This window comes from Caballeronia sp. KNU42, assembly GCF_053760385.1.
On record NZ_CM132388.1, the window covers coordinates 505,371 to 532,160 of the forward strand.

The window sequence follows — 26,790 nt, forward strand, 5'->3', positions numbered from 1 at the left end:
CTGGGGCGGAATGACAGAAAACTCCCGAAACACCCGCCGCCGCGCTACCAATCAGAAATCAAAACAGAAATCAAAGCTCGCCGGAACGAATCAACCCGACCGCAATACCTTCCAACGCAAAGTCTTCACTGCCTGACGCTACGAAGATGTTCTCGTAATCAGGATTTTCCGCAATCAGTTCAACGCCATCTGGATGACGTTTCCAGCGTTTGACCGTGACGTCGTCACCGAGTCGCGCCACCACGATCTGCCCGTCCTTCGCCTCGTTTTTTTTTTGCACGGCGAGCAAGTCACCGTCGAAGATGCCTGCGTCGCGCATGGAAAGCCCGCGCACTTTCAACAGATAGTCCGGTTTGCTGGAGAACAACGCCGGGTCGCAGGCGTAATGCTGGGAGATGTGTTCCTGCGCGAGGATCGGGCTACCGGCCGCCACGCGCCCGACCAGCGGCAAGGACAGTTGCATGATGCTGGCGTGTGGCAACGTGAACTGATGAGGCGCGTCTTCAAGGCCGCCATTGGTCAGCAGGCGAATGCCGCGCGATGAACCCGCGGCCAGTTCGATCACCCCTTTACGCGCCAGCGCCCGGAGATGCTCTTCGGCGGAGTTGGCGGAGCTAAAACCAAGTTCGGCCGCGATCTCGGCGCGCGTGGGCGGAAACCCCGTGCGTTCGATCGCGCGCTGGATCAGTTCGAAAACTTCTTGCTGCCGCGCAGTCAGTTTGCTCAATTTGGTCACGTGCGGTTGCCCCTTTTATGGCCGGTCGTCCACTGTATGGATGAACAGATGCCTGTAGTTTTATACAGTATTCGGCGCATTTCAAGCTTTACTTTAAGTTCGACGTCGTCAGAACCACACAGCACCCGAAAACAGGGTGCTCCAACGCCCGTTTGATGGCCGCAACGCCGCTTCCAGCCTTCATTAGCACTTTTTGATCTAAAAGAATGAATAACAATTATTTTTAATAATGAAAGCTCGTCGATAGACTCGGCTGCTCAAACACATAAGACGGGGAACGGGGCAATGCTGAGTCGGAATTCGGGGTGGGGCGCACGTGCACGGAAGCTGTTTGCCACGGCGGTGATCGGGGCAGCGTCGGCGACCGGGATGATTGCGGGAACGGTCTCGATGGCGCATGCCGACACGTCGTTCCTGAACGTGTCGTACGACCCGACGCGTGAGTTGTACCAAGACTTCAATCAGGCTTTCGGCAAGAAATGGAAGGCTGAAACGGGTGAAACCGTCACGTTCAAGCAATCGCATGGCGGCTCCGGCGGTCAGGCGCGCTCGGTTCTCGACGGCTTGCAGGCGGATGTGGTGACGCTGGCGCTCGCCTACGACATCGATGCGCTCGCAGCCAAGGGCCTCGTTGCCCAGGACTGGCAGAAGCGCTTGCCGGACAACGCGTCGCCGTACACATCGACGATCGTGTTCCTCGTGCGGAAAGGTAACCCGAAGCAGATCAAGGACTGGCCGGACCTGCTCAAGCCGGGTGTGTCCATCGTGACGCCTAATCCGAAGACGTCGGGCGGCGCGCGCTGGAACTACCTCGCGGCCTGGGCGTATGCAGAACATCTGCCGGGAGGCAACGAGACGACCGCCAAGGACTTCGTGACCAAGCTCTACAAAAACGCCGGCGTGCTGGATTCCGGCGCTCGGGGAGCCACCACCAGCTTTGTGCAGCGCGGGCAGGGCGACGTGCTGATCGCGTGGGAAAACGAGGCGTTCCTGTCGCTGAAGGAATTTGGCTCGGACAAGTTCGAAATCGTGGTGCCGTCGGTGAGCATTTTGGCTGAGCCGCCAGTGGCGGTTGTCGACAAGGTGGTTGATCGTCATGGCACGCGCAAGCTGGCTGAGGCGTACCTCAAGTATCTGTATAGCGAGGAAGGTCAGGAGATCGCGGCGCGTAACTTCTATCGGCCGCGTTCCACGGCAGTTCCCGCTGCGCTGACGAAGCAGTTTCCGAAGATCAAGCTTTACACCATCGATGACTCCTTTGGTGGCTGGACCAAGGCGCAAAAGACGCATTTCGCCGATGGAGGCGTGTTCGATTCGATCTATCAGCCGCAGTAAGCGTGGCGGCTTGAAGGGCAGCATCGCCGGCGCTCACGCGCTCGCGATGCTGTCGTCGTAAAGAAGCTGAAATAACACTACGGCCGCATAGACGGCCTTGAAACCAACCCGATGCTCGACCCCGAAGCGCCGTCCCCGCGGCGCGCCGGAACTGGATGATTCACGCATGACGACCTTCACTTTCCGCAAGCCCAGCGCACTGCCGGGCTTCGGCCTGACGCTCGGCATCACGGTGGCGTATTTGAGCCTCGTGGTGCTGATTCCGCTTGCCGCGACGTTTGCCAAGACGGCCACGCTCGACTGGGCGACGTTCGTGCGCGCGGTCACCTCGCCGCGCGTGATGGCGTCGTATCGGCTGACGTTTACCGCGGCTCTCGGTGGCGCGCTGATCAATGCCGTGTTCGGCTTCCTGGTCGCGTGGGTGCTCGTGCGCTACACCTTCCCGTTCAAGCGCGTGGTGGACGCCGTCGTCGATCTGCCGTTTGCATTGCCGACTTCTGTTGCCGGCATCGCGCTTGCCGCGGTGTATGCGCCCAATGGCTGGATCGGCCAGTTTCTCGCGCCGCTCGGCATCAAGGTGGCGTTCACGCCGTTGGGCGTGCTCGTGGCGCTGACGTTCATCGGCTTGCCGTTCGTGGTGCGTACCGTGCAGCCCGTGCTGGAAGATTTCGAGCGCGAGCAGGAAGAAGCGGCTGCGTGCCTTGGCGCCACGCGCTGGCTGACATTTCGCCGCGTGGTGCTGCCGTCGCTGTTTCCCGCGATCCTGACCGGTTTTGCGCTCGCGTTCGCGCGTGCGTTGGGCGAATACGGCTCCGTCATTTTCATCGCGGGCAATGTGCCGATGAAGTCCGAAATCACGTCGCTGCTGATCATCACGAAGCTCGAACAATACGACTACGCCGGGGCGACTGCGATCGCCGTGGTGATGCTGTGCGTGTCGTTCCTGATGCTGCTGCTGATCAACACGCTGCAGTGGTTCCTGCAACGGCGCACGAGCCGAAGCGGCGCCGGACCCGCGCCCGCTTCGGCCGGCGCACTGCATATTGATGGGGCGAAAGCATGAGCACCGTCAACCAGAAAACGGTAGATGACACCGCTGCCCGTGTGACCGAGCACAGGCTCGATCCGGTTACAGAACCCCGTGCCGTGCGCTGGGTGTTGACGACAATCGCGCTGATTTTCCTGGCGCTGTTTCTCGTCGTGCCGCTCGTTGCCGTGTTTGCGCAGGCGTTCGCCAAGGGCGTCGACTATTACTTCAATTCGCTGCAAGACCCCGACGCGTGGTCGGCCATCAAGCTCACGCTGATCGTCGCCGCCATCGCCGTGCCGTTGAACGTGGTGTTCGGGTTGACGGCGTCCTGGTCGATCGCGAAGTTCGAATTCCGCGGCAAAGCCTTCCTCACGACGCTCATCGATTTACCGTTTTCGGTTTCGCCGGTCGTCTCGGGCCTGATCTATGTGCTGATGTTCGGCGCGCAAGGCTGGTTCGGTCCCTGGCTTATCGACCACAACGTGCAGATCATCTTCGCGGTGCCCGGCATTGTGCTTGCCACCATCTTCGTCACGTTCCCGTTTGTCGCACGCGAACTGATCCCGCTGATGCAGGCGCAAGGCAACGACGAGGAAGAAGCCGCACACGTGCTCGGCGCGTCAGGCTGGCAGATCTTCCGCCGCGTGACCCTGCCGAACGTGAAGTGGGGTTTGCTGTACGGCGTGATTCTCTGCAACGCACGGGCGATGGGCGAGTTCGGTGCGGTATCGGTGGTATCGGGCCATATTCGCGGACAAACCGACACCATGCCGCTGCATGTGGAAATCCTCTACAACGAATACAACTTTTCGGCGGCGTTCGCGGTGGCGTCGCTGCTTGCACTGCTCGCACTCGTCACGCTCGGCCTGAAGCTGCTTGCGGAGCGCCGCATGTCGCAATCGATTGAAGCAGTGCAGGCAAGACCCGCCGATATGCCGGTCGCGTCAATCCAGAACTAGAAGGCGAAAATCACCATGAGCATCATCGTTCGCAATTTGCAGAAGCGCTTCGGCGATTTCGTCGCGCTGGATAACGTCTCGCTCGACTTCCCGTCGGGCGAACTGGTCGCGCTGCTCGGGCCGTCGGGTTGTGGCAAGACCACGCTGCTGCGCGTGATCGCGGGGCTGGAATACGCGGACGCCGGTTCGGTCGTGCTGAACGGCGAGGACGTGGCGGCTGTCGGCGCGCGCGAGCGGCAGGTCGGTTTCGTGTTCCAGCATTACGCGCTGTTCCGTCACATGACCGTGTTCGAGAACGTGGCGTTCGGCCTGCGCGTGAAACCGCGCAAGGAGCGGCCGTCCGAAGCGGTGATCCGGGAGAAAGTGCATGAATTGCTTAAGCTCGTGCAGCTTGACTGGTTGGCACAACGGTTTCCCTCGGAGTTGTCGGGTGGACAACGGCAGCGGATTGCGCTTGCCCGCGCGCTTGCGGTCGAACCCAAGGTGCTGTTGCTCGACGAGCCGTTCGGCGCGCTCGACGCCAAGGTTCGCAAGGAACTCCGTAGCTGGCTGCGGCGTCTGCACGACGATCTGCATATATCGACAATTTTCGTCACGCACGATCAGGAAGAGGCGCTTGAAGTCGCTGACCGGATCGTGGTGTTGAATCGTGGTCATGTGGAGCAGGTCGGCAGTCCGCAAGACGTCTACGACCATCCGCAGACATCGTTTGTGTATGAGTTCCTTGGCGCCGCGAACCGGCTCAAGGGCAGCGTGGATGCGAACGGTTTTGTGGCGCAAGGCGCTGCGCAGCCCATCGCGACCGAGGCGAATTTCGCGGGTCCGGCGTTCGCTTACGTTCGTCCGCACGACTTGACGCTGTTCCCGACGGCATCGGGTCATCGCGATGGCATCGTGGTCGATGTCCGCCGTGTCGTGACGCTGGGCGGTTCGGTGCGAGTGGATCTGGAAGGTGCTGAAGGCAACGTGCTGGAAGCGGAACTGGATCGCGAAACCTGGCGTGGATTGAATCTGAATATCGGCGACGGCGTGACCGCCGTGCCGCGTGTTCTGCGCGTGTTCCCGGCGCATTGAGCGTATTGAGCTTACTAAAAAAGAGAGGCTGACATGAACTTCCAGCAATTGCGTTTCGTACGCGAAGCCGTCCGGCAGAACATGAATCTGACGGAAGTCGCAAACGTGCTTTACACATCGCAGTCGGGTGTGTCGAAGCAGATCAAGGATCTCGAGGACGAACTCGGCGTCGATATCTTCATCCGGCGCGGCAAGCGTCTGACGGGCCTGACCGAGCCGGGCAAAGAGGTGCATCAGGTGATCGAGCGCATGCTGCTCGATGCCGAGAACCTGCGCCGCGTCGCGCGCCAGTTCGCCGATCAGGACAACGGCCACCTGGTGGTGGCGACCACGCACACGCAAGCGCGTTATGCGCTGCCCAAGGTGATCCGCCAGTTCACCGAGGTCTTCCCGAAGGTTCATCTCGCGCTGCGCCAGGGTAGCCCGCAACAGATCGCGCAGATGATCATCAATGGCGAGGCGGATATCGGCATCTCGACGGAAGCGCTCGACCGGTATCCGGATATCGTCACGTTCCCGTGCTACTCATGGCATCACACGGTGGTCGTACCGAAGGGGCATCCGCTGGTTGGCCGCCAGAACATCACGCTCGATGAAATCGCCGAATATCCGATCGTCACGTACGACCACGATTTCACCGGCCGCTCGCATGTTGACCAGGCGTTTGCAAAAGCGGGTGCGCTGCCGGACGTGGTGCTGACCGCTATCGATGCCGACGTCATCAAGACGTATGTGGAACTGGGCATGGGCATTGGGATTGTGGCGGCGATGGCCTTCGACGAAAAACGCGATACCGAACTCGTCGCGCTCGACACGCAGCATCTGTTCGAAGCCAGCACTACGCGCGTGGGTCTGAGGAAGGGTGCTTTCCTGCGGGCGTATGCGTACAGGTTGATCGAGATGTTCGCGCCGCAACTCGACGAAGCGCAGATCGCGGCGCAATTGCGGGAAGCTGCTTAAGTTCTGAAGAGAAGGCTTAAGAATCAGCCCGCCGCCGCTCCGCTACAATGGCGGCCATGAACTCCTCACACACTTCATTGCCGCGGATCACGGTGCTGGCCACCGGCGGGACTATCGCTGGCGAGGCCGGCGATGCCGCCAAAACCTCGGGTTACACGGCCGGCGTAGTCGGCGTCGATAAACTGCTCGGCGCCGTGCCTTCGCTCTCGCAAGTCGCGCAGATTCAGGCCGAGCAGGTTGCGAGCATCGACAGCAAAGACATGACACCGGCGCTGTGGGCCACGCTCTGCGCGAGAGTAAATGCGTTGCTGGCGCAGGATGATGTTGACGGCATCGTCATCACGCACGGAACGGACACGCTTGAGGAAACCGCCTACCTGCTGCATCTCACCGTTAAAAGCGAGAAGCCGGTCGTGCTCACGGCAGCCATGCGGCCGGCGACGGCTTTATCCGCCGATGGTCCGCTGAATCTTCTGAACGCGGTAACGGTCGCGGCAAGCCCGACGTCCTGGAAGCAGGGCGTTCTAGTGGCGTTCAACAACCAGATCCACTGCGCCCGCGACGTGACCAAGACAAGCACCTATGCCGTCGATGCCTTCCGCTCACCCGATAGCGGCGCGCTCGGCTGGGTGCAGGACGGGCAGGTGGAATTCCAGCGTTCAGTGGTGAGGCCGCACACGCTGCATAGCCCGTTTGAGATGTCCGCTGACTTGCCCGCGGTCGAGATCGTGACGAGTTATGCGGGCGCGTCGCGAACTGCTATTGATGCGTTCGTTGCCTCGGGAGTCAAAGGGCTCGTGATTGCAGGGACGGGCAACGGCTCGATTCATTCGACGCTGCAACACGCCCTTGCCGATGCCGTCGAACAAGGCGTAGCGGTGGTTCGGTCGTCGAGGGTGGGAGCGGGGCACGTGATGCGAAACGGCGCTGCGCCCGACGATGCGCTCGGTTTGATCACGGCAGATGCATTGAACCCGTACAAGGCGCGCGTGCTGCTGATGCTGGCGTTGGCGGCGGGCACTGCGTTGGCAGACTTGCAAAGCGTATTCGATACATACTGACGCCGGATCTCCGGCGCAAGCTTTCCATCACCCCAGCATCTTCCGATACTGCACAAATCCCGACCGGTCCGCGATGCGGTCATACAACTGCATCGCATCGGTATTGGTCTCATGAGTTAGCCACCAGACGCGCGAGCACTGCGCTTCAGCAGCCTTGGCATAGACATGCTCGATGAGCTTGCGTCCAATCCCGGCTCCGCGAATATCCGGTTCCACGTATAAATCCTGCAGATAACAATAGTCGCCGGCAGTCCAGCACGACCGATGCATGATCCAGTGGACTATCCCGACCACACGGCCATCCATGACCGCCAACGCGGCGAATACCGGTTCTGTCGGGTCAAGCATTCGCACCCATGTGCGCAGCGTGGTGTCCATGGGGATATCAGTCTTGTAGAACGCCTGATAACCGCGCCATAGCGCCAGCCACGCATCGAAGTCAGCAACGGCCGCCGATCTGATCTCAACAGGGGTTATGGATGCCATGGTCGTGCGTTTCCTGAATGTGATTGGAACATTGCGAAATAGTGTGGGAGATCATAGATCGCTTCAACTAAAGCAAAAAGATCCAGTGGTGCTTGTTTTCCAGGAGCCACGCGACGCAAGCGTCCGGGAGTGAAATTGAGGGGGAAGGCAAACTGTGGGTTCGCGCGTTTCAGATATCGATGCCGAAAGGACATCATGGGCGGTATGTCACACGAGGATTGATGGGTGTTTCAGGAAATGCAATCAAAAGCCGCAAGCGATGGCTTTTTGTTAGATATGCGAACAAATATTTAAGCTTCTGAATTCAATCAACTAAATCATTGCCACGACGACATCTCAATGCACCGACATGGTCGAGAAATTCCCTTTGAGAGTGCGGATTCATGCACTAGACTTGAGCCAGAATTTTCGGTGGTAATCGTTCTTGAGGTCACCCGGAACAGTGAGATGGTTGTCTGACGGAGACACGGATTATGGTTCGTCAGGATTTGATGTTTTTTCCTACTGCTCTTATTTGTTTCGGAATGCTATTTAAGTTTTAGAAATTAAAAAAAGATATCGCCGGTTCGCAACCCAGATGGACGGGATAGATGATGAAACATCCCATGGCTGTGTATTCGCTGCAGGACCTACATCGGTCGCTCGCTCAAGCAACGCCGGGAACGGACAGTCCCGACTCTTCCGCGGGCGGTACTCCACTCAGGCTATTCATCAGGCAACCGTTCACCGAGTCGGGTCAGACGCAGCAGCGCTTGATAGAACAGATACTGCAAATTATCGACACCGCTAATGACTCACGCTGTCCCTTCAACTATCTCACCGGCACCAGCGCTGAAAGTGCGGATACCTTCAGAGAATCGTTTGAGCGTGATCGTCAACTGCCTTTTACGCCGAAGAATTTTCGTGACTATCGGCTCAAACTGCTGGATCAAGCCGATGTCATGATCAATATCAGGGTTGGTATGAGCGAGAGCAGCGCCTTTGAGCTCAGCTATCACATCTTCAAGGGCAGATGCTCCCCGATCCTGTTTCTTGTCTGGAAGCATGCTCCGATCAAAACGACGCTTATTCGGGAGCTCGATGATTTATGTGAGGTCACTTACCTTGAGTTCGAACACGCGGACGAGTTGAGGGCTGGCATACACGCCTTTTTCCAGACGCTGTCTTTCAGGCGCTCGGTCCAGAACGCAACGCTTCGGCAAAGGATCATTCGATAAGGCCACGCGGCGGATCCAGGCCATTCGATCTTGCGGTACAAGTTGACCCGGAAACAATAAACGCGACCGTCGGGTCGCGTTTTTGTTCAAGCGTTCAACTCGTCTTCAAGCCAGCACGGGAATCCGCAGGACCTGTCCCGGGTAGATCTTGTCCGGGCTCTTGAGCATCGGTTTGTTGGCTTCGAAGATCACGTCGTTCTTCGCGCCGTTGCCGTAGTACTTGTCGGCGATCTTCCAGAGGTTGTCGCCGGAAGCCACCGTGTGAAATTGCGAAACGGGAGCCGGGGTCGGTACGGTGAGTTGATCGTCGACCTTGTCCACATGCTGCACATTCCCCGCTGCCACGAGGATCTTTTCCTTCGTCGCCTGATCGGCAGCCTGGCCGCTTACCGTGACGGTATGCGACGTGCCATCGAAACTGACTTGCAGGTTGTCGGCAGTCAAGCCTTGCGTGCGGATGTAGGCCGCGATTGCATCGCCGGCCGTCTTGTTGAGCGCGGCGACATCAACGGGAGGAGTGACGCCTGCGGGCGCTGCTTTAGCGGTGGTTGAAACAGCGCCGAATAACTTTTCGCCAGCGTCCTTGATGAAACTGAGAATGCCCATGTTGCAACTCCTGTAATAACCGGGTGGATCGGCTTGATACAGCCGAGCCATTTAGTCTCCAGAACTAAGCGTTAGTTCTTGGATTCCACCGATGGAGTTGTCATACTTTGTGGATGGGCATTTCTTGAGCACATAAACAAAGAAAGATCCGGCAACGCGGACACCCGGCAATGACGTCTGACCGACCAAGGCTTCCACGTCATCACCAGGCGCCGCTTGACGGACCCTGCTTTATTGCTCTTTCTGCAACCGGCACTGCGTATCGCAATACGTAGGAGTCAGCCGGTTTTCAAGCAGTTCATTCGGTAACCTGATGATTCGACATCAGTTCCAGCGCCTTCACCATTCCTGAGTGGTCCCATTCGCGTCCGCCATTCGCCACGCACACGCTGAACAACTGCTGCGCGCTCGCTGTATGCGGCAAAGCAAGACCGAGTTTCTTCGCACTTTCCAGCGCGAGGTTCAGATCCTTCTGATGCAATTCGATTCGAAAGCCCGGATTGAACGTACGCTTCGTCATGCGTTCACCATGAACTTCCAGGATCCGCGATGCGGCAAAACCGCCCATCAATGCACGCCGCACACGCTCGGGATCCGCGCCGGATTTGGACGCGAACAGCAACGCTTCGGCCACCGCTTCAATGTTCAGCGCCACGATAATCTGGTTCGCGACCTTGCATGTTTGCCCTGCGCCGTTATCGCCGATGAGCGTCACGTTCTTGCCCATGACATCGAAGAGCGGCTTTGCGCGTTCGAACGCCGCTTCCGGACCGCCGACCATGATCGTCAGCGAAGCCTCACGGGCGCCGACTTCGCCACCTGACACCGGCGCATCGAGATAATCGCAACCGAGCGCGTTGATCTTCTTCGCAAACGCTTGTGTTTCGAGCGGCGAGATGGAGCTCATGTCGATAACGAGCTGACCCTTTTCGAGACCTTGCGCCACACCATCGTCGGCGAAAAGGACGTTAGCAACGTCCGGCGTGTCCGGCACCATGACGATGACGATTTCGCTGGCTCGCGCAACGTCGGTCGAGCTGGCGACCACCTTGCCGAGCGAACGCAGGTCGTCCGGCACGGGGTACGCGCCGTTCAGCACCAGCGCATGGCCGGCTTTCTTCAAATTGCGCGCCATGTGCGCGCCCATGATGCCAAGACCGATAAATCCGATTGTTGCCATTACGTGTGTCTCCTCCAGTTATGCCGCTGCTCGCGCAGTCTTCCAGCCAGCGATTTCCTGCAACCAGCCAAGGCCGGCTTCAGTCGTGCCGCGCGGTTTGTATTCGCAACCGATCCAGCCGTCGTAGCCGATAGAGTCCAGCAGCGAGAACAGGAACGGATAGTTGATCTCGCCCGTGCCTGGTTCGTTGCGGCCGGGATTGTCTGCCAGTTGAATATGCGCAATCGACGGCAGGTTGCGTTTGATCGTGGCCGCCAGTTCGCCTTCCATGCGCTGCATGTGGTAGATGTCGTATTGCAGGAACAGGTTGTCCGAACCCACGTCGCGAATCACGTCCAGTCCTTCCTGTGACCGGTTCAGCGCGAAGCCGGGGATATCGAAGTGATTGCACGGCTCGACCAGCAGCCTGATGCCTTCTTTCTTCAACGCGGCCGCCGCGAACGTCAGATTTTCGACAATGGTCGCCCGCGCTTCCTCACGGCTCACCGAAGCCGAAGGAATACCGACGAGACAATTCAGTTGCGGCACGTTCAGCGCCTTCGCGTACTCGATCGCCCGTGTCACACCTTCACGAAATTCCTCCTTCCGGTCCGGCAGGCACGCGATGCCACGCTCGCCGCCTTCCCAATTTCCGGCCGGCAAGTTATGCAGCACGAGCTGGAGATTGTTGGCGTCCAGACGTTGACGCAAATCAGTCGCCGAATACGGATACGGGAACAGGAACTCGACCGCTTCGAAGCCCGCATCGGAGGCCGCCGCAAAGCGGTCGAGGAACGGCACTTCGTTGAACAGCATGGTCAGGTTTGCAGCAAATTTCGGCATGATTTCTGTTCTCTCTCAGGCGTTGTGCGCAATGGCTGTCGGTGCGTCCTGCTCGGTTTCGGCGAGCGGTTCGAATTCGTTGATCGCATCGATCTCCGTGCCCATCGCGATGTTCGTCACACGCTCGAGGATCACTTCAACGATGATCGGCACGCCGAACTCCGCGAGCATTCCCTGGGCCTTGCGAAGAGCGGGCGCGAGGTCTTCCGGATTGAAGACGCGCACTGCCTTGCAGCCCAGACCTTCGGCTACCGCGACGTGATCGACGCCATAACCGTTCAGATCGGGCGCGTTGATGTTCTCGAACGCGAGCTGGACGCAGTAGTCCATCTCGAAGCCGCGTTGCGCCTGACGGATCAGGCCGAGGTACGAGTTATTCACGACCACGTGGATATAAGGCAGCCGGAATTGCGCACCAACAGCGAGCTCTTCGATCATGAACTGGAAGTCGTAATCGCCCGAGAGCGCGACGATTGGCCGTTGCGGGTCCGCAGCACGTACACCGAGCGCCGCCGGAATGGTCCAGCCGAGCGGGCCGGCCTGACCGCAATTGATCCAGTTGCGCGCCTTGTACACATGCAGGAACTGCGCGCCGGCGATCTGCGAAAGACCGATCGTCGAGACGTAGCAGGTGTCGCGGCCGAAGACCTTGTTCATCTCTTCGTAGACGCGTTGCGGCTTCATCGGCACGTTGTCGAAGTGCGTCTTGCGATGCAGCGTGCGCTTGCGTTCTTGGCACTCGCCGACCCACGTGCCGCGATCCTTCAGCTTGCCCGCGGCCTTCCATTCACGCGCCACTTCGACAAACAATTCGAGCGCGAATTTGGCGTCGGAGACAATGCCGAGATCCGGGCCGAACACGCGGCCGATCTGCGTCGGTTCAATGTCGACGTGGACGAACGTGCGGCCCTTCGTATAAACCTCGACACTGCCTGTGTGACGGTTCGCCCAGCGATTGCCAATGCCCAAAACGAAGTCGGATGCGAGCATCGAAGCATTGCCGTAGCGATGCGCCGTTTGCAAACCGCACATGCCAGCCATCAGCGGATGATCGTCGGGGATCGCGCCCCAGCTCATCAGCGTGGGGATCACCGGCACGTTCAGGATTTCTGCGAACTCGACCAGCAGATCTTCAGCCGCCGCGTTCAGCACGCCGCCGCCGGAAACGATCAACGGCCGCTCGGATGCTGTCAGCATCGCCAGCGCTTTCTCGACTTGGCCGCGCGTTGCTTTCGGCTTGTAGACGGGCAGGGGTTCGTAGGTGTCGATATCGAATTCGATTTCCGCGAGTTGCACGTCGATAGGCAGATCCACCAGCACCGGACCCGGACGGCCCGAGCGCATCAGGTGGAACGCCTGCTGGAACACGCGCGGCACGAGCGCCGGTTCACGCACGGTTACCGCCCACTTGGTCACCGGCTTGGCGATCGATTCGATATCGACGGCCTGGAAGTCTTCTTTGTAAAGACGCGCGCGCGGCGCCTGGCCGGTGATCGCGAGAATGGGGATGGAATCGGCCTGAGCGGAATACAAGCCGGTGATCATGTCCGTTCCCGCCGGCCCCGACGTGCCGATGCACACGCCAATATTGCCCGGCGCGGCCCGCGTATAGCCTTCGGCCATATGCGACGCGCCTTCTACGTGGCGCGCCAGCACGTGGCCGATGCTGCCGGCCCGCTGCAAGGCGGAGTAGAACGGGTTGATCGCTGCGCCCGGAACGCCGAACGCCATTTCGATGCCTTCTTTTTCCAGCACCAGAACTGCCGCGTCGACTGCTCGCATTTTTGTCATGACTGTCTCCATCCACATTGTGTTTTGCTGCATCCCGCCATTGCGGAATGTCGTTAGGGGGACTTTATGCGTATGCCGGAGTGTTGATAAGATCAGCCAGAGTCGTTTGATCCGATACAAAAAGTATGGAACGGCCGGGTAAGGGAGGTAGGGAAATGGACCGCTACAGGCAGATTGAGACGTTCGTGAAAGTCGCCGAGGCCGGCAGCCTGGCGGCGGCGGCGCTGGAGGAGGGTGTGTCGCCGGTGATTCTGGGACGGCGTATTGACGCGTTGGAGAAGCGTCTGGGCGTCAAACTGATGTACCGTTCCACGCGCCGTCTAGTGGTAAGCGAGGAGGGCGCGGCGTTTCTGGAGCGCTGCCGCGGACTGCTGGCGGACTGGAATCAGGCCGAAGACGAGCTCGCCGATGGCCAACGCACCGTCGATGGACACCTGATCGTCTCGGCGCCGGCGGCGTTCGGCCGGATGCACGTGGCGCCGCACGCGCCGGCTTTCCTCGTCGATAAACCGGCGCTTCAAATGTCGTTTAACCTGAACGACCGCGTAGCCGACCTGATCCGCGAGGGTTACGACCTGTCGATCCGCATTGGCGGGGCGGTGGACCAGAACTTCGTTGCCGTGAAGCTCGCCGATAACCGCCGGGTGGTCTGCGGCACGCCCGCGTATTTCAAGAAGCACGGCAAACCAAAATCGCTCGATGACCTGCCCCGCCACAACTGTCTCGCGTTCAATTTGCAGGGCGGCCAGAATCGCGGCTGGTATTTCCGTCGCAACGGCAAACTCGCGACGGTGCGGGTCTCGGGCAACCTGGATTGCAACGATGGCGAATTGCTGCACCGGTGGGTATCGGAAGGGCATGGGCTCGGCTGGCGCTCGACCTGGGAAATCCAGCGGCAACTGGCCAATGGCGAACTGGAAACCGTCCTGGACGAGTTCGCGCTGCCCGATTACGACATCCTCGCGGTCTATCCACAGCAGCGCTACGTGCCGGCGAAAGTGCGCTACTTCATTGATTATTTGAAGAAAATCTACGCTCAGCCGGATTATTGGAGCCGGGAAAGGTGATTTTCCGGACCATCAACCACGTACAAACGCTAAGCCATTGAAAACACAGCGGAAGTAATACGCGAAATGCGTAAATCAGTTGTGTGGCCGGCCGTATCTCGCTATAATCGCTGGCTTCTCTCTTGCCGCACCGGTCCGACGCCCGGGTGGCTTTATATCCTCAAGGAGTAACAATGCGTCATTACGAAATCGTATTTATCGTGCATCCGGATCAGAGCGAGCAAGTGCCCGCCATGATCGAACGGTACAAGACCACGATCACAAGCCACGGTGGTTCGATCCATCGCATCGAAGACTGGGGCCGCCGTCAGCTGGCTTACATGATCGAGAAGCTTGCGAAGGCTCACTACGTGTGCATGAACATCGAATGCAGCCAGGAAACGCTCGAAGAACTGGAACACGCGTTCAAGTTCAACGACGCCGTGCTGCGTCACCTCATCGTCAAGCTGAAGAAGGCCGAAACCGGCCCGTCGCCGATGATGAAGGAAGTTCACCGCGAAGAAGCCAAGAAGGCGGCCAGCCAGCCGTCGACTGAAGCTCATGCAGCTCCGGCCGCAAGCTCGCAGGCAAACTAATCGAGTAGGCGACTTTTAAAGTCGTCGCGTCACCAGGAATCAAGTGAACCGGCTGCAACTGACAGCAAGCGTTGTGGAGCGAGAACCGGTGCGGTACACCCCCGCCGGCGTCCCCATAGCGAGTTGCACGTTGCATCACCGTACGGAAGTCGTCGAAGCGGGCATTGCCCGGCAAATCGAACTGACTCTCCCGGCGGTCGCGGCCGGTGCTGCGAGCGGCAAGCTGGAAGGCCTCGTCATGGGCGTAGAAACGCTCTTCACGGGCTTCATGGCGAAGAAAAGCCGCAACGCGCGAACCCTGGTGTTTCACATCACAGAATTGCAGGATATTGGAAAGGACTGAACATGCCCCGCCCGACTGGTAAGAAATTCGACAAACGTCGTCAGCAACAAAACCCGCTCTTCAAGCGCAAGAAGTTCTGCCGTTTCACCGCGGCTAATGTCGAGACCATCGACTACAAGGACACGGAAACGCTGAAGGACTTCGTTGGTGAGAACGGCAAGATCACGCCGGCTCGTCTGACAGGAACGAAGGCTCACTACCAACGTCAGCTCGATACGGCTATCAAGCGCGCTCGTTTTCTCGCGCTGCTGCCGTACACCGACCTGCACAAGGCCTAATCAGACGACGCAATAAGGAAAAAGCCAAATGCAAATCATTCTTTTGGAAAAAGTCGTCAACCTGGGCAACCTGGGCGACATCGTTCGTGTCAAGGACGGTTACGCACGTAACTTCCTGATCCCGGGCAAGAAGGCCCGCCGTGCAACGAAGGACGCAATCGCGGAATTCGAAGTGCGCCGCGCTGACCTGGAAAAGGTTGCTGCTGAAAAGCTGGCAGCCGCTACGGCTCAAGGCGAAAAGCTGAGCGGCGCGACCGTTCAAATCTCGCAAAAGGCTGGCGTCGACGGTCGTTTGTTCGGTTCGGTGACGAACGCGGACATCGCCGAAGCGCTGAAGAAGCAAGGCCTGGCAGAAGTCGAAAAGTCGCAAGTGCGTCTGGCCGACGGCCCGCTGAAGCTGGTTGGCGATCACGCCGTCCAGGTTGCACTGCACACCGACGTGGTTGTCGACGTGACGGTGTCGGTGCTCGGCGAACACGCTTAAGTGTTTCGTCCGCCGGGCTTAAGTCTGGCGTCGATGCAAAAGTAACGCGGTAAAAGAAGGGCGGGAACCCTCAACGGTTCCCGCCTTTTTTGTTTTTCCGTCTCCCTTCGCTCCATCATTTCGCCGATAATTCCTCCCCATGAACGCACCGTCGAAAGATTCCCAACTGGATGCGCTGAAGGTCCCGCCGCATTCCATCGAAGCCGAGCAGTCCGTCATTGGCGGCTTGCTGCTGGATAACGCCGCATGGGACCGCATTGCGGATGTGATGTCGCACGGCGATTTCTACCGCTACGACCATCGGATCATTTATGAGGCGATCGGCAAGCTGATTGCGACTACGCGCCCGGCCGACGTGATCACCGTCTATGAGGCGCTGACGAATACCGGCAAGGCCGAAGAAGTGGGCGGCCTGGCGTACCTGAACGCGCTCGCGCAGAACACGCCGAGCGCTGCGAATATTCGCCGGTATGCGGAAATCGTGCGGGATCGGGCAGTGTTGCGCCGCCTGGTGTCAGTCGCCGATGAAATTTCCGCCGATGCCTTTAATCCACAAGGCAAGGAAGTGCGCCAGTTGCTGGACGAGGCCGAGGCGAAGGTGTTCTCGATCGCGGAAAGCGGCGCGCGCGGCACGCAGGGTTTTCTTGAGATCGGGCCGTTGCTGACGCAGGTGGTTGAGCGTATCGACACGCTGTATCACACCGCGAATCCTAGCGATGTGACCGGCACGCCAACAGGTTTCGTCGATCTGGACCGGATGACGTCGGGCATGCACGGTGGTGAACTGATCATCGTGGCGGGCCGGCCTTCGATGGGTAAAACCGCGTTCTCGATGAATATCGGCGAATACGTGGCTGTGGAATATGGGCTGCCAGTGGCCGTGTTCTCCATGGAAATGCCCGGCACGCAGCTCACCATGCGTATGTTGGGCTCGGTGGGCCGTCTGGATCAGCACAGGATGCGTACCGGTCGTCTCACCGACGAAGACTGGCCAAAGCTCACGCACGCGGTGCAGAAAATGAGCGAGGCGCAAATCTTTATCGATGAAACGGGTGGTCTGAACCCGATGGAACTGCGCTCGCGCTCGCGTCGTTTGGCGCGGCAATGCGGCAAGCTGGGCCTGATCATCGTGGATTATTTGCAGTTGATGTCAGGCTCCGGTTCTGCCGGTGAAAACCGTGCGACGGAAATTTCGGAAATCTCACGCTCGCTCAAGAGTCTCGCCAAGGAACTCGATGTTCCGGTGATGGCGCTTTCGCAGTTGAATCGCGGGCTGGAGCAGCGTCCGAACAAACGCCCGATCATGTCCGATTTGCGTGAATCCGGCGCTATCGAACAGGACGCGGACGTGATTCTTTTCATTTACCGCGACGAAGTCTACAACCCGGACAGCCCGGACAAGGGCACGGCCGAAATCATTATCGGCAAGCAGCGTAATGGTCCTATCGGCCCCATTCGGCTCACGTTCCAAGGTCAATATACAAAGTTCGAGAATTTTGCCGGTGCGCAGAATTTCTACGGCGACTAGAAGCTGAGCGGGAGACTGATTCGCCACTTGTTCTGCGATTCGACCTCGGTGCGGGCGCCGAGAAGCGGGCCTGTCGGCCGAAGCCGCTTTCCCGAATCTCTTACGCGAGGCGAGGCGCGCGGTTCTCGCACTCGGCGACAGATACTATTCCTTCGGTTTCTCACCCGCGGCAACAAGCACCGGCGCCGCCGCCGTGCTCGCCAGCTCTTCGCTTGACCAGCCACCGCCCAGCGCCTTGATCAATTGCACGTTCGCGCTGAGCTGACGTGTCTGGATATCGAGCACGCCCCGCTGGGCGTCGAGCGCGGCCGTCTGCGCCTGCACGACATCCAGATACCCGACTGCGCCTTGCCGATAGCGGTGCAGCGCCAGATCGACGGAATACTGCGCCGAGTTGCTGGCATCGCGTTGTTGTTCGAGCGCCGTGCCAAGGTCCTGCAGCAGTGACAGGTTGTCCTCGATTTGCTGGAACGCCGACAACACGACACCGCGATAACGCGCGCCGGCTTCATCGGTGGCCGCTTTCGCCGAATCGAGTTGCGCGCGGCGCAAGCCGCCATCGAAGACGTATTGCACGAGTTGTGGACCGATAGCCCAGAACAAAGTCGGAGCACTAATCAGGTTCGAGTAAGCGCTGCTCTGAAATCCAGCCTGCGCGCTGAGCGTGATGGAAGGAAAGTAGGCCGCGCGGGCCACGCCAATCTTCGCATTGGCTTCTGCCACTCGGCGCTCGGCCGCGGCAATGTCGGGGCGCCGCTGCAACAGGGTGGAGGGCAAGCCGGCCGGAATCACGGGCAAGGTGATATCGGCCGTTTGCTCTTGCAAACTGAACTCGGACGCAGACGCGCCAACCAGTTCGGCGATGGCATGTTCGATCAACGCGCGTTGTGCGAGGTTCTGCGACAACTGCGATTTCGCCGATGACAACTGTGTCTGTGCACGCGATACATCGAGCCCTGAAACAAGTCCTCCTCCATGCAGCGTTTGCGTGAGTTGCAGCGCGCGCGCAAAGGCCGCGACCGTGTCGTTCAGCAACTTCGTCTGCTGATCAAGGCCGCGCAGGCGGATGAAGCTATCGGCGAGCTGGATCTGCAGGCTCAGTTGCACCGATGCAAGATCGGCTTTCGATGCCTGCGCTTCGTCCTTGCCCGCTACCACGGAGTCCCGCACGCGGCCCCACAGGTCGAGGTCGTAATCGATCTCGCCGCCGAGCGTGGCGGAGTTGTAATCATTAGGGCCACCTACACGCAATGGCCGCCTGTACGACTGCCGGTCGCGTTGCGGAACGGCGTTCGCACTGATCTTCGGAAACAGCCCGGCTGACACCTGATCCACGAACGCCTGCGCCTGCCGATAGTGCGCGAACGCCGCTTCAAGATCCGTGTTGTTCGCGAGCAGGCGCGTTTCGAGATCGTCGAGCTGCGCGTCGTTGTACATCTTCCACCAGCCCGCGCGATCCAGCTGATCGGCGGGCTGTGCGCTGATCCACGGCCCGACAGTGTGATATTGCGCGACGACAGGTGTTGCGGGCACCTTGTAGTCCGGCGCGAGCGAGCAGGCGGCGAGCGCGAAGGTGCCGGCGAGCAGCACCGGGACACGTAACCTAGCCATTGGCGGCCACCTTCTTGTCGGCGCTGGCGGCTTGCACGTGATCGCCGTCAACGAGACCATCCGGCGGGGTATCGATCACGTTATCGCTCGCGACGAGCCCCGAGCCGATCTCGACCGAGTCGCCAAAATCACGATTGATCGTCACCTTCTTGAACACGACCTGGCTGTTCGCACCCAGCGTGGCGACCGTCAGGCCGCGCGCATCGAATACGAGCGCGCTGGCGGGAACCCGGACCGCGTTTGCCTGCACCGGCAGCTTGAATTTCAGGCTGGCAAAACCGCCCGGCAAGAGCTTGCCGTCGGCGTTATCGACCAGCAATTGAACCAGCGTCGTCCCCGACGATGCGCTGACCGAATCCGCCGATGCAATCACGCGCGCCGCGAAACGCTGGCCGGGATATTCCGGCACGGAAAGCGTTGCTGTCGTGCCGCTGCGGACATCGGGGGCGTAGCTCTGCGGCACCTGCACATACACGCGCAACTGCTTCACGTCGGAGACGGTGAACAGTTCCTGTCCGACACCGCCGCTGCCCGCATTGATCAGCGCGCCAACATCCGTGTCACGCGCGGTCACCACGCCGTCAAACGGCGCCACGATGCGCTCGAAGCCCTTGGTGGCGAGCAAACGATCCACGTTGGCCTGCGCGGCCGCAACGGTGGCTTTCTTGGCCGTGTAGTCGCCGGTGCGTTCGTCGACTTCCTGCTGGGCGACGGAATCCGTGCCAAGCAGCGCCTGCCAGCGTTTCGCGGTCGTCCCCGCGAGCGCCGCATTGGCTTGCGCGCTGGCGAGGTCCGCACGGGCTTGCAACAGTTGCTGGTCGAGCTCGGGCGACTCGATCACCGCGAGCAGTTGCCCGGCCTTCACCGGTGCGCCGATATCCACATTCCACGACTTCAGGTAACCGCTAACGCGCGCGAAGATCGGCGCGCGCGAATACGCTTCGAGATGCGAAGGCAGGTCAAGCGTCGGACCATTTGTCGCGCTGACCGGATGGATCACGTTCACGGTTGGGACGACCTGCGCGTTGGTCCAGGTCTTGAGGTTGCGGGCATCGACGGCGCGCAGCGTGACGCCGGCAGCGACCACGAGCACGGCAACCGCGATACCCACCACGCCGATCACGACAAGCCGACGACGCGGCACGGGTTGATTGTTGATAACAGGTTCAGACGACATGAGCAGGACCTCCCGTCACGGGTGTCGGGGCAATCGCGCGGCCAGGGCGCGAGTGAATGATGCAGAAGATCACCGGGACCAGGAGCAGCGACGCGGTGGTAGCGAAAATCAGGCCGCCGATCACGGCGCGGCCAAGCGGTGCGTTCTGTTCGCCGCCTTCGCCCATGGCGAGGGCCATCGGCGCCATGCCGATGATCATCGACAGAGCCGTCATGAGCACCGGTCGGAAACGGGTGAAGCCGGCTTCGAGCGCCGCCTTGAACGGGTCGCCGTGAACGGCAAGGCGCTCGCGGCAGAAGCTGACCACGAGAATGGAGTTGGCGGTCGCCACGCCCATGCACATGATCGCCCCCGTCAGCGCGGGCACGGACAGCGTGGTATGGGTCGCGAACAACATCCAGACGATGCCTGCAAGCGCCGCCGGCAACGCCGTGACGATCACGAACGGATCGGCCCACGACTGGAAGTTGACCACCACGATCAGGTAGATCAACACGACCGCGCCGAGCAGGCCGAACAACATGCCGGCGAACGCGCTGTTCATGGTCTGCACCTGGCCGAGCAGCGCGACAGATGAACCCTTCGGCAGCGCACCGGCATTGTTTTTCACCACGCGCTGGATGTCGGAGGCGACCGCGCCGAGATCGCGATCCTGCGTGGTCGCGAAAATCTCGACCATCGGCTGGATGTTGTATTGGCTGACGACCGCGTTGGTGTTCGTGCGCTGAACCGTCGCGAGGCCGCCAAGAATCTGGCCGCTGCTCTGCAGGCTCGACGTGATCGGCAGGTTCTGCAGCGAGGCAAGTGAATCGAGCGTGTATTGCGGCGTCTGCATCACGATCGGATACGACACGCCGTTCACATTGTTCAGCCAGAACGTCGGCGCAACCTGACTCGAGCCCGCGAGGTTCACGACCAGGCTGTTCGTGACGTCGCGCTCATTGATGCCAAGCAGTTGCGCGCGAGTGCGATCGACATCGACGTTGAACGTTGGTGAGTTTTGCGCTTGCTGGATACGTGCATCGACTACGCCGGGAATCTGGCGGATTTCGCGCAGCAGCCGGTTGGCGTAAGCGAAGTTCGCGGGAAGGTTGTTGCCGCGAACCTGCAAGTCAACAGGCGCCGGCGAGCCGAAGTTCAGGATCTGGCTGATGATGTCCGCCGGCGGGAACGAGAACGTTACGCCCGGATAAAGGCGCGGCAATTTCTCGCGCATCTGCCGCACGTACTCGGCTGTCGGCCGGTGATCTTCGTTCAACGCGATCTGGATGTCGCCGTCCTGCGAGCCGATGGTCCCGGTGTTGTTGTAAGCGAGGTTGATCCCGCTGACCGGCAGGCCGATGTTATCGACCATCGTGGAGAGTTCCGCGGACGGAATGATCTGGTGAATCGATCCTTCAACGTCCGCGAAAATTTGCGCGGTTTTCTCGACCCGCACGCCGACCGGCGCACGTACGTGCAACAGGATTTGCCCGGCGTCGACATCGGGGAAAAAGTTGCGGCCGAGCAAAGGCACGAGCGCAAACGAGATCAGGACGAAGCCGAGAAAGCAACTGACGAACGGCGCACGATGGTTAAGCGCCAGTTCGAGCAAGCCATGATAGCCACTGCGGATCTTTTCGAAGCGTCGTTCGAAGCCTTGCTGAAAACGACCGAGCGGGCCGGGGCGCTTCTTTTCGTGCGCATCTTCATCGAGGTTGTGCGGATGCAGCAGGTATTTCGCCATCGTGGGAACGAGCGTTCGCGACAGGATGAACGATGCGACCATCGCGAATATCACGGCCTCGGCCATTGGCACGAAGAGGAAGCGCGCGACGCCATCGAGGAAAAACATCGGCACGAACACAATGCAGATACAGAGCAGCGCCACGAACGCCGGCGTGACGATCTGCGCGGCGCCATCGAGGATGGCTTCTTCCACCTGCTTGCCTTGCTCCAGATGCCAGTTGATATTTTCGATAGTGACGGTGGCGTCGTCGACCAGGATCCCCACCGCGAGCGCAAGGCCGCCGAGCGTCATGATATTGAGCGTCTCGCCGAGCGCGGACAGGGTCGCTATCGAACCGAGAATGGCGAGTGGAATCGAGGTCGCGATGATGACGGTCGAGCGCCAGCTGCCGAGGAACAAGAGGATCATCAGGCTGGTCAGCGCGGCCGCAATCACGCCTTCGCGGGCCACGCCGCTGATGGCGGCGCGCACGAACAGCGACTGGTCGCCGATGGGCGCAATCTGCAACGCGTCGGGCAATGAAGCCTTTGCGTCGAGCACATGCTGCTTGATGCCGGCGATGATGCCGAGCGTTGACACCGAGCCGTTCTTCAGCACCGACATCAGCACCGAACGCTTGCCGTCCACGTGCACGATATTCGTTTGCGGCGGGCTGCCGTCGCGGACGTTTGCGACATCGTGGATATAAACCGTGGTGCCGTTGACCGCCTTGATCGGCAGGTCGCCTAGCGCTTTAAGCGCGAAAGGCGCGTTGTTCAACTGCAGCGTGTATTCGTGATCGCCGATTTTTTCCGTACCGATTGGCGTCAGCAGGTTCTGCGCGGCGAGCGCATTGGCGACGTCTTGCGCCGACAGGCCGCGCGCCTGCAATGCGGTTGGGTCGATGTCGATCTGTATCTGACGCGACTTGCCGCCGAACGGATAGGGTATCGACGCACCGGCCACAGTCACCAGCGCCGGACGCAACTGGTTCAGTCCAAGGTCACCGAGGTTTTGTTCGGTGAGACCTTTGCCCGACAGGGCGAGCTGGATGATCGGCACCGTCGATGCGTTGTAGTTCAGGATCAGCGGCGGCGTGGTGCCCGGTGGCAATTGACGCAATTGCGTCTGCGAGACGGCGGTCACCTGGGCATTCGCGTTACTGATGTTCACGCCCGGCTGGAAGAAGATCTTGATGATGCCGAAGCCATTAACCGATTCAGCTTCTATGTGCTGGATGTCGTTCACCGTCGTGGTCAGTGAACGCTCGAACGGCGAGGTGATTCGTCCAACCATTTGATCCGGCGGCAAGCCCGTGTATTGCCATACGACGCTGATCACGGGAATGCGGATATCGGGAAAGATATCGGTCGGCGTTCTGATCGCGGAAAGCGGTCCGATGATCAGGATGAGGATCGCCAGGACGACAAACGTATATGGCCGTCTGAGAGCGATACGTACTAGGCCGAGCATGAGAGTTCCAGGACTTGGGGTTTAACTAAACGTTGCCTTGATGCTGCGAGTTTCTGATCCGGTCGGCGTTGCACTGCTGAGTCAAGCTCAAACCCATGAGATCTTTCGAATTACTTTCCAGATCGTCATTAAGAAGTCGACTTGAAATAAAGCATCGAGCCCGCGTGATTTTGTCTGCAACGAAGACAATGCGGCAATGTACACAAAGGAAAACAAAGCTGCAGCGCGCAGGAGCGGTTTGGAATGACGTTTTAGGCCGATGCTGCCAATTTTCAGTAAGACATCACGGACAGCGAATAAGCGCTCGCGCCATAACTTGTAACGGACTCAGGGTTTTCTGCAGGGCAAACACAAGCTTGTTTAGTAAAGGCGAGAGACGCGCGGAATGTTTTTATTACGGCCTTTTACTGTCATTTCTGCCATGTGTCGCGTGACGCCGTATTTGCTTGGGAAGCGTTGGTTGGGACTACGAGTTCGACGCCAACTTCCCTGGATCGCGCAACTCAGTCCTCGACTGTCAAACCGAGATCGAGCACTCGCTACGCCTGGAGGTTGTGGCGGCCTGACACGCCCCGGCGGTGAGCGGACGCTTTTCCGATAGAATCCCACCTGTCACGCGTTTGTCATATCGATGTGCGCCGCCCTTCATTGTGCGTGTTTCGGTAAATAGTTGATTCAACGCAGAAAAATTACTTTTCGGGATTTTCATGTTCGGTCGCTTCATGCCCACCGAGGGCAAATTTTTCGAAATCTTCAATGCGCACGCAAAGTGCATCGTTGACGCCAGTCACGAACTCGAACTGCTGATCGACAACATGGACCAGATGGAAGTCCATAAGCAGAACGTCCAGATGAACGAAAAACGTGCGGACAAGCTCACGCACGAAACCATCGACCTGCTGCACAAAACCTTCATTACGCCGCTGGACCGCGACGAAATCCACAAGCTCATCACGACGATGGACGACATCCTCGATCTGATGGAAGACGTCGCCACCGCCATCTCGCTTTACGACGTGCGCGAATCGACGGCGGAAATGAGCCAGCTCGCCCATATCAGCACGGCCACCTGCGAGCGCGTACAGCATGCCGTCAAGCTGCTCGCCGACATGAAACGCGCGAGCGAAATCCTCAAGATCTGCGAAGAAATCGACCGTCTGGAATCGGATGCCGACCGGGTGCTGCGCTCGGCCATGTCGAAACTCTTCCGCGAAGAAGACAACGTCAAGACGCTGATCAAGCTCAAGGCAATCTACGAGTTGCTCGAGACGATCACCGACAAATGCGAGGATGTTGCGAACATCATCGAAGGCATCGTGCTGGAAAACGCCTGATTTCAGCCGCGCCACTCACTCGATAAACGATGCATTCGATTCAACTCGCCCTCTGGGCTGTCATTACGCTCGTCGTGGTCGCACTCGTGTTCGACTTCATGAACGGCTTCCACGACGCCGCCAACTCCATTGCAACCGTTGTGTCCACGGGCGTGCTGAAACCTCAGCAAGCCGTGGCGTTCGCTGCCGCGTTCAACGTCATTGCGTATTTCGTGTTCCATTTGAAGGTTGCCGCCACGGTCGGCAGAGGGACGATCGATCCGGCTATCGTCGATCAATATGTGATCTTCGGTGCGCTGGTTGGGGCGATCGGCTGGAACATCATCACGTGGCACTACGGCATTCCGTCCAGTTCTTCGCACGCGCTCATCGGCGGGCTGGTCGGCTCGGCGTGGGCGAAGTCGGGCTGGGGCTCGCTGAATATGGACGGCTTGCTCAAGACGGTCTCGTTCATCTTCATTTCGCCGCTGCTCGGTTTCGTGCTCGGGTCGCTGTTCATGCTGATCGTGTCGTGGATGTATTTCCGCACGCCGCCATCCAAGGTGGACCGGCGGTTCAGACGCTGGCAGCTGATATCGGCGGGGTTGTATAGCCTTGGTCACGGCGGTAACGACGCGCAGAAGACCATCGGCATTATCTGGATGCTGCTGATTGCGGCGGGGTATTGGTCAGCAGTTGCCGACGCGCCGCCTATCTGGGTGATCGGCGGATGTTATCTGTCGATGGGGCTCGGTACGCTGTTCGGCGGCTGGCGCATCGTGCGTACCATGGGCCAGAAGATCACGAAGCTCAAGCCGGTCGGCGGGTTTTGCGCGGAGTCGGGTGGGGCGATTACGCTGTTCGTCGCGTCCTTCCTCGGTATTCCCGTATCGACCACGCACACGATCACCGGCGCGATTGTCGGCGTTGGTGCGACCCAGAAGTTCAGCGCAGTGCGTTGGGGCGTGGCGGGGAACATCGTGTGGGCGTGGATATTAACCATACCGGCGTCTGCCGTGATGGCCGCCGCCGCTTGGTGGCTCGGACACCGCTTTCTTCCTTGAACGCAGCGAGCGACTTGCGGGTGACCTGGCCATAAGTCACCCGTGCTTTGTGCTTCGTGCCTTAAATCAACGGCGCACCGACACCGTCCATCGGAATGATCGCGCCCGATACATAACTCGCCCGGCGGCTTGCAAGGAACAGCGCGACGTCTGCAATTTCCTCGGGTTTCGCGTATCGGCCGAGCGGCACTTTTGCCTGGCTTTGCGCCAACGCTTCATCTCGCGTCACCCCCAGTCTTTGCGCTTCGAGCGCCAGCGCTTCCTCAACCCGTTCCGTCAACGTCGCACCCGGATTGATCGCGTTGATACGAATGCCGAGCTTCGCGTAATGATGCGCGAGCCCGACGGTTGCTAGCATCAGCGCCGCATTCGCCGCGCCGCCCGCGATGTGGATATCGCTCGCGATCTTCCCTCCCATCCCGATGATGTTCACCACCGCGCCGGGCTCGGCCTTGGGGTTCGCCTTCAGCCGTTCGGCCATTTGCTTGAGCACGGCTTGCTGAGGGTAGATGCAGGGAAAATATTTCGCTTCCATCGCGGCCTTGTAGGCGGCGGCATCGAGGAGATCGGGATCGTAGCGTTTAGCGGCGCCCGCGCAATTAACGAGAATATCGATCGGGCCGAGCGCGCCCGTCGCTTCTTCGACCACATCTTGCGCGCTGTGCGCTTCGTGAAGATCGGCACGCGCGAGATGCACGTGGAAGCCATCTTTCGCGAGTTCTTCGCGAGCGCGGGCGAGATTGGCCGGGTCGCGTGAAACAATCGCGACGCGCGCGCCTTCCGCTGCAAATGCCCGCGCGCACGCGAAGCCGATACCCTTGCTGCCGCCCGTGATGAGCACGATCTTGCCGGCGAGTCCCAAGTCCATGAGGTTCACTCCTTTCGAGGCCGATGGTCGATGATCGATACGGC

Annotated in this window: 26 protein-coding genes; 15 read left to right on the top strand and 11 right to left on the bottom strand. The window is 59.6% G+C overall.

Features of this window, described 5'->3' with window-relative positions:
- Positions 1 to 70 precede the first annotated feature (70 nt).
- Positions 71 to 727: a transcriptional repressor LexA gene (lexA, locus tag ACSOSP_RS02195; RefSeq protein WP_455309318.1), complete on the bottom strand. Its 657-nt coding sequence runs from the start codon at positions 725 to 727 to the stop codon at positions 71 to 73.
- A 294-nt stretch (positions 728 to 1,021) separates the two neighbouring features.
- Between lexA and ACSOSP_RS02200 the strand changes: the two genes are divergently transcribed.
- Positions 1,022 to 2,071 carry a sulfate ABC transporter substrate-binding protein gene (locus ACSOSP_RS02200; RefSeq protein ID WP_455309319.1) on the top strand — a complete coding sequence of 350 codons (1,050 nt, stop codon included), beginning with the start codon at positions 1,022 to 1,024 and terminating at the stop codon, positions 2,069 to 2,071.
- Positions 2,072 to 2,104: 33 nt separating this feature from the next.
- On the opposite strand, the gene ACSOSP_RS02205 is transcribed toward ACSOSP_RS02200, so the two are convergent.
- A complete protein-coding gene (locus ACSOSP_RS02205; protein WP_455309320.1) occupies positions 2,105 to 2,239 on the bottom strand; it encodes a hypothetical protein in 135 nt (44 codons plus the stop codon).
- Here ACSOSP_RS02205 and cysT point away from each other — a divergent pair.
- The 5 genes from cysT to ACSOSP_RS02230 are packed head-to-tail and all read left to right on the top strand — an operon-like array spanning position 2,238 to position 7,155.
- A complete protein-coding gene (gene cysT / locus ACSOSP_RS02210) occupies positions 2,238 to 3,134 on the top strand; it encodes a sulfate ABC transporter permease subunit CysT (RefSeq protein ID WP_455309321.1) in 897 nt (298 codons plus the stop codon). The genes ACSOSP_RS02205 and cysT overlap by 2 nt on opposite strands.
- A complete protein-coding gene (cysW, locus tag ACSOSP_RS02215) occupies positions 3,131 to 4,060 on the top strand; it encodes a sulfate ABC transporter permease subunit CysW (RefSeq protein WP_455309323.1) in 930 nt (309 codons plus the stop codon). Before cysT ends, cysW begins: the two co-directional genes overlap by 4 nt.
- A 15-nt stretch (positions 4,061 to 4,075) precedes the next feature.
- A complete protein-coding gene (locus ACSOSP_RS02220) occupies positions 4,076 to 5,134 on the top strand; it encodes a sulfate/molybdate ABC transporter ATP-binding protein (protein ID WP_031359800.1) in 1,059 nt (352 codons plus the stop codon).
- Positions 5,135 to 5,167: 33 nt separating this feature from the next.
- A complete protein-coding gene (locus tag ACSOSP_RS02225) occupies positions 5,168 to 6,094 on the top strand; it encodes a CysB family HTH-type transcriptional regulator (protein ID WP_165089637.1) in 927 nt (308 codons plus the stop codon).
- A 56-nt stretch (positions 6,095 to 6,150) separates the two neighbouring features.
- On the top strand, positions 6,151 to 7,155 hold the full coding sequence (locus ACSOSP_RS02230; RefSeq protein ID WP_455309325.1) for an asparaginase: 1,005 nt from the start codon (positions 6,151 to 6,153) through the stop codon (positions 7,153 to 7,155).
- Between the two features lie 27 nt (positions 7,156 to 7,182).
- Here ACSOSP_RS02230 and ACSOSP_RS02235 read toward each other — a convergent pair whose 3' ends face one another.
- Positions 7,183 to 7,632, bottom strand: a complete 450-nt coding sequence (locus ACSOSP_RS02235; RefSeq protein WP_455310812.1) for an N-acetyltransferase family protein — start codon at positions 7,630 to 7,632, stop codon at positions 7,183 to 7,185.
- A gap of 599 nt (positions 7,633 to 8,231) precedes the next feature.
- Between ACSOSP_RS02235 and ACSOSP_RS02240 the strand changes: the two genes are divergently transcribed.
- Entirely contained in the window at positions 8,232 to 8,858 is a 627-nt protein-coding gene (locus ACSOSP_RS02240; RefSeq protein WP_455309326.1) for a hypothetical protein, read from the top strand.
- A 105-nt stretch (positions 8,859 to 8,963) separates the two neighbouring features.
- Here the strand turns inward: ACSOSP_RS02240 and lysM are convergent, their stop codons facing one another.
- From lysM to gcl, 4 genes are all read right to left on the bottom strand, one after another.
- Positions 8,964 to 9,464, bottom strand: coding sequence for a peptidoglycan-binding protein LysM (gene lysM, locus ACSOSP_RS02245; protein WP_455310814.1), 501 nt, complete (start codon positions 9,462 to 9,464; stop codon positions 8,964 to 8,966).
- A gap of 298 nt (positions 9,465 to 9,762) precedes the next feature.
- Positions 9,763 to 10,644, bottom strand: a complete 882-nt coding sequence (glxR, locus tag ACSOSP_RS02250) for a 2-hydroxy-3-oxopropionate reductase (protein ID WP_455309327.1) — start codon at positions 10,642 to 10,644, stop codon at positions 9,763 to 9,765.
- 18 nt (positions 10,645 to 10,662) lie between these two features.
- The gene (hyi, locus tag ACSOSP_RS02255; RefSeq protein ID WP_455309328.1) at positions 10,663 to 11,466 is read right to left on the bottom strand and encodes a hydroxypyruvate isomerase; all 804 of its coding nucleotides are present in this window, start codon (positions 11,464 to 11,466) and stop codon (positions 10,663 to 10,665) included.
- A gap of 15 nt (positions 11,467 to 11,481) precedes the next feature.
- On the bottom strand, positions 11,482 to 13,257 hold the full coding sequence (gcl, locus tag ACSOSP_RS02260; protein ID WP_455309330.1) for a glyoxylate carboligase: 1,776 nt from the start codon (positions 13,255 to 13,257) through the stop codon (positions 11,482 to 11,484).
- 155 nt (positions 13,258 to 13,412) lie between these two features.
- On the opposite strand from gcl, the gene ACSOSP_RS02265 reads away from it, so the two are divergent.
- The 6 genes from ACSOSP_RS02265 (at position 13,413) to ACSOSP_RS02290 (ending at position 17,532) form a co-directional block, all read left to right on the top strand.
- Positions 13,413 to 14,324: a LysR family transcriptional regulator gene (locus ACSOSP_RS02265; protein WP_455309331.1), complete on the top strand. Its 912-nt coding sequence runs from the start codon at positions 13,413 to 13,415 to the stop codon at positions 14,322 to 14,324.
- Between the two features lie 173 nt (positions 14,325 to 14,497).
- The gene (gene rpsF / locus ACSOSP_RS02270; RefSeq protein ID WP_165089673.1) at positions 14,498 to 14,899 is read left to right on the top strand and encodes a 30S ribosomal protein S6; all 402 of its coding nucleotides are present in this window, start codon (positions 14,498 to 14,500) and stop codon (positions 14,897 to 14,899) included.
- 43 nt (positions 14,900 to 14,942) lie between these two features.
- A complete protein-coding gene (gene priB / locus ACSOSP_RS02275; RefSeq protein WP_031359788.1) occupies positions 14,943 to 15,242 on the top strand; it encodes a primosomal replication protein N in 300 nt (99 codons plus the stop codon).
- 2 nt (positions 15,243 to 15,244) lie between these two features.
- Positions 15,245 to 15,520 (top strand): 30S ribosomal protein S18, encoded by a 276-nt coding sequence (gene rpsR / locus ACSOSP_RS02280; protein WP_031359787.1) that lies wholly within the window; start codon positions 15,245 to 15,247, stop codon positions 15,518 to 15,520.
- 28 nt (positions 15,521 to 15,548) lie between these two features.
- Entirely contained in the window at positions 15,549 to 16,004 is a 456-nt protein-coding gene (rplI, locus tag ACSOSP_RS02285) for a 50S ribosomal protein L9 (RefSeq protein ID WP_455309332.1), read from the top strand.
- A gap of 139 nt (positions 16,005 to 16,143) precedes the next feature.
- Positions 16,144 to 17,532: a replicative DNA helicase gene (locus ACSOSP_RS02290; protein WP_455309334.1), complete on the top strand. Its 1,389-nt coding sequence runs from the start codon at positions 16,144 to 16,146 to the stop codon at positions 17,530 to 17,532.
- Positions 17,533 to 17,676: 144 nt separating this feature from the next.
- Here ACSOSP_RS02290 and ACSOSP_RS02295 read toward each other — a convergent pair whose 3' ends face one another.
- The 3 genes from ACSOSP_RS02295 to ACSOSP_RS02305 are packed head-to-tail and all read right to left on the bottom strand — an operon-like array spanning position 17,677 to position 23,501.
- Positions 17,677 to 19,143 carry an efflux transporter outer membrane subunit gene (locus ACSOSP_RS02295; RefSeq protein ID WP_455309335.1) on the bottom strand — a complete coding sequence of 489 codons (1,467 nt, stop codon included), beginning with the start codon at positions 19,141 to 19,143 and terminating at the stop codon, positions 17,677 to 17,679.
- The gene (locus ACSOSP_RS02300; RefSeq protein ID WP_455309337.1) at positions 19,136 to 20,320 is read right to left on the bottom strand and encodes an efflux RND transporter periplasmic adaptor subunit; all 1,185 of its coding nucleotides are present in this window, start codon (positions 20,318 to 20,320) and stop codon (positions 19,136 to 19,138) included. Before ACSOSP_RS02300 ends, ACSOSP_RS02295 begins: the two co-directional genes overlap by 8 nt.
- Positions 20,310 to 23,501: an efflux RND transporter permease subunit gene (locus tag ACSOSP_RS02305; RefSeq protein ID WP_455309338.1), complete on the bottom strand. Its 3,192-nt coding sequence runs from the start codon at positions 23,499 to 23,501 to the stop codon at positions 20,310 to 20,312. Before ACSOSP_RS02305 ends, ACSOSP_RS02300 begins: the two co-directional genes overlap by 11 nt.
- Positions 23,502 to 24,208: 707 nt before the next feature.
- Between ACSOSP_RS02305 and ACSOSP_RS02310 the strand changes: the two genes are divergently transcribed.
- Together ACSOSP_RS02310 and ACSOSP_RS02315 are read left to right on the top strand one after the other, a co-directional pair.
- Positions 24,209 to 24,835, top strand: a complete 627-nt coding sequence (locus ACSOSP_RS02310; RefSeq protein ID WP_455309340.1) for a DUF47 domain-containing protein — start codon at positions 24,209 to 24,211, stop codon at positions 24,833 to 24,835.
- 29 nt (positions 24,836 to 24,864) lie between these two features.
- Positions 24,865 to 25,878, top strand: coding sequence for an anion permease (locus ACSOSP_RS02315; protein ID WP_455309341.1), 1,014 nt, complete (start codon positions 24,865 to 24,867; stop codon positions 25,876 to 25,878).
- Positions 25,879 to 25,939: 61 nt separating this feature from the next.
- Here ACSOSP_RS02315 and ACSOSP_RS02320 read toward each other — a convergent pair whose 3' ends face one another.
- Positions 25,940 to 26,746: an SDR family oxidoreductase gene (locus ACSOSP_RS02320; RefSeq protein WP_455309342.1), complete on the bottom strand. Its 807-nt coding sequence runs from the start codon at positions 26,744 to 26,746 to the stop codon at positions 25,940 to 25,942.
- Positions 26,747 to 26,790 lie beyond the last annotated feature (44 nt).

Excerpts from the sequence above, each read along its gene's own strand:
- ACSOSP_RS02200 (WP_455309319.1), top strand. The coding sequence starts at position 1,022 with ATGCTGAGTCGGAATTCGGGGTGGGGCGCACGTGCACGGAAGCTGTTT.
- cysT (WP_455309321.1), top strand. The coding sequence starts at position 2,238 with ATGACGACCTTCACTTTCCGCAAGCCCAGCGCACTGCCGGGCTTCGGC.
- ACSOSP_RS02205 (WP_455309320.1), bottom strand. The coding sequence starts at position 2,239 with ATGCGTGAATCATCCAGTTCCGGCGCGCCGCGGGGACGGCGCTTCGGG.
- cysW (WP_455309323.1), top strand. The coding sequence starts at position 3,131 with ATGAGCACCGTCAACCAGAAAACGGTAGATGACACCGCTGCCCGTGTG.
- ACSOSP_RS02220 (WP_031359800.1), top strand. The coding sequence starts at position 4,076 with ATGAGCATCATCGTTCGCAATTTGCAGAAGCGCTTCGGCGATTTCGTC.
- ACSOSP_RS02225 (WP_165089637.1), top strand. The coding sequence starts at position 5,168 with ATGAACTTCCAGCAATTGCGTTTCGTACGCGAAGCCGTCCGGCAGAAC.
- ACSOSP_RS02230 (WP_455309325.1), top strand. The coding sequence starts at position 6,151 with ATGAACTCCTCACACACTTCATTGCCGCGGATCACGGTGCTGGCCACC.
- ACSOSP_RS02240 (WP_455309326.1), top strand. The coding sequence starts at position 8,232 with ATGATGAAACATCCCATGGCTGTGTATTCGCTGCAGGACCTACATCGG.
- lysM (WP_455310814.1), bottom strand. The coding sequence starts at position 9,464 with ATGGGCATTCTCAGTTTCATCAAGGACGCTGGCGAAAAGTTATTCGGC.
- glxR (WP_455309327.1), bottom strand. The coding sequence starts at position 10,644 with ATGGCAACAATCGGATTTATCGGTCTTGGCATCATGGGCGCGCACATG.
- hyi (WP_455309328.1), bottom strand. The coding sequence starts at position 11,466 with ATGCCGAAATTTGCTGCAAACCTGACCATGCTGTTCAACGAAGTGCCG.
- gcl (WP_455309330.1), bottom strand. The coding sequence starts at position 13,257 with ATGACAAAAATGCGAGCAGTCGACGCGGCAGTTCTGGTGCTGGAAAAA.
- ACSOSP_RS02265 (WP_455309331.1), top strand. The coding sequence starts at position 13,413 with ATGGACCGCTACAGGCAGATTGAGACGTTCGTGAAAGTCGCCGAGGCC.
- rpsF (WP_165089673.1), top strand. The coding sequence starts at position 14,498 with ATGCGTCATTACGAAATCGTATTTATCGTGCATCCGGATCAGAGCGAG.
- rpsR (WP_031359787.1), top strand. The coding sequence starts at position 15,245 with ATGCCCCGCCCGACTGGTAAGAAATTCGACAAACGTCGTCAGCAACAA.
- rplI (WP_455309332.1), top strand. The coding sequence starts at position 15,549 with ATGCAAATCATTCTTTTGGAAAAAGTCGTCAACCTGGGCAACCTGGGC.
- ACSOSP_RS02290 (WP_455309334.1), top strand. The coding sequence starts at position 16,144 with ATGAACGCACCGTCGAAAGATTCCCAACTGGATGCGCTGAAGGTCCCG.
- ACSOSP_RS02295 (WP_455309335.1), bottom strand. The coding sequence starts at position 19,143 with ATGGCTAGGTTACGTGTCCCGGTGCTGCTCGCCGGCACCTTCGCGCTC.
- ACSOSP_RS02300 (WP_455309337.1), bottom strand. The coding sequence starts at position 20,320 with ATGTCGTCTGAACCTGTTATCAACAATCAACCCGTGCCGCGTCGTCGG.
- ACSOSP_RS02305 (WP_455309338.1), bottom strand. The coding sequence starts at position 23,501 with ATGCTCGGCCTAGTACGTATCGCTCTCAGACGGCCATATACGTTTGTC.
- ACSOSP_RS02310 (WP_455309340.1), top strand. The coding sequence starts at position 24,209 with ATGTTCGGTCGCTTCATGCCCACCGAGGGCAAATTTTTCGAAATCTTC.
- ACSOSP_RS02315 (WP_455309341.1), top strand. The coding sequence starts at position 24,865 with ATGCATTCGATTCAACTCGCCCTCTGGGCTGTCATTACGCTCGTCGTG.
- ACSOSP_RS02320 (WP_455309342.1), bottom strand. The coding sequence starts at position 26,746 with ATGGACTTGGGACTCGCCGGCAAGATCGTGCTCATCACGGGCGGCAGC.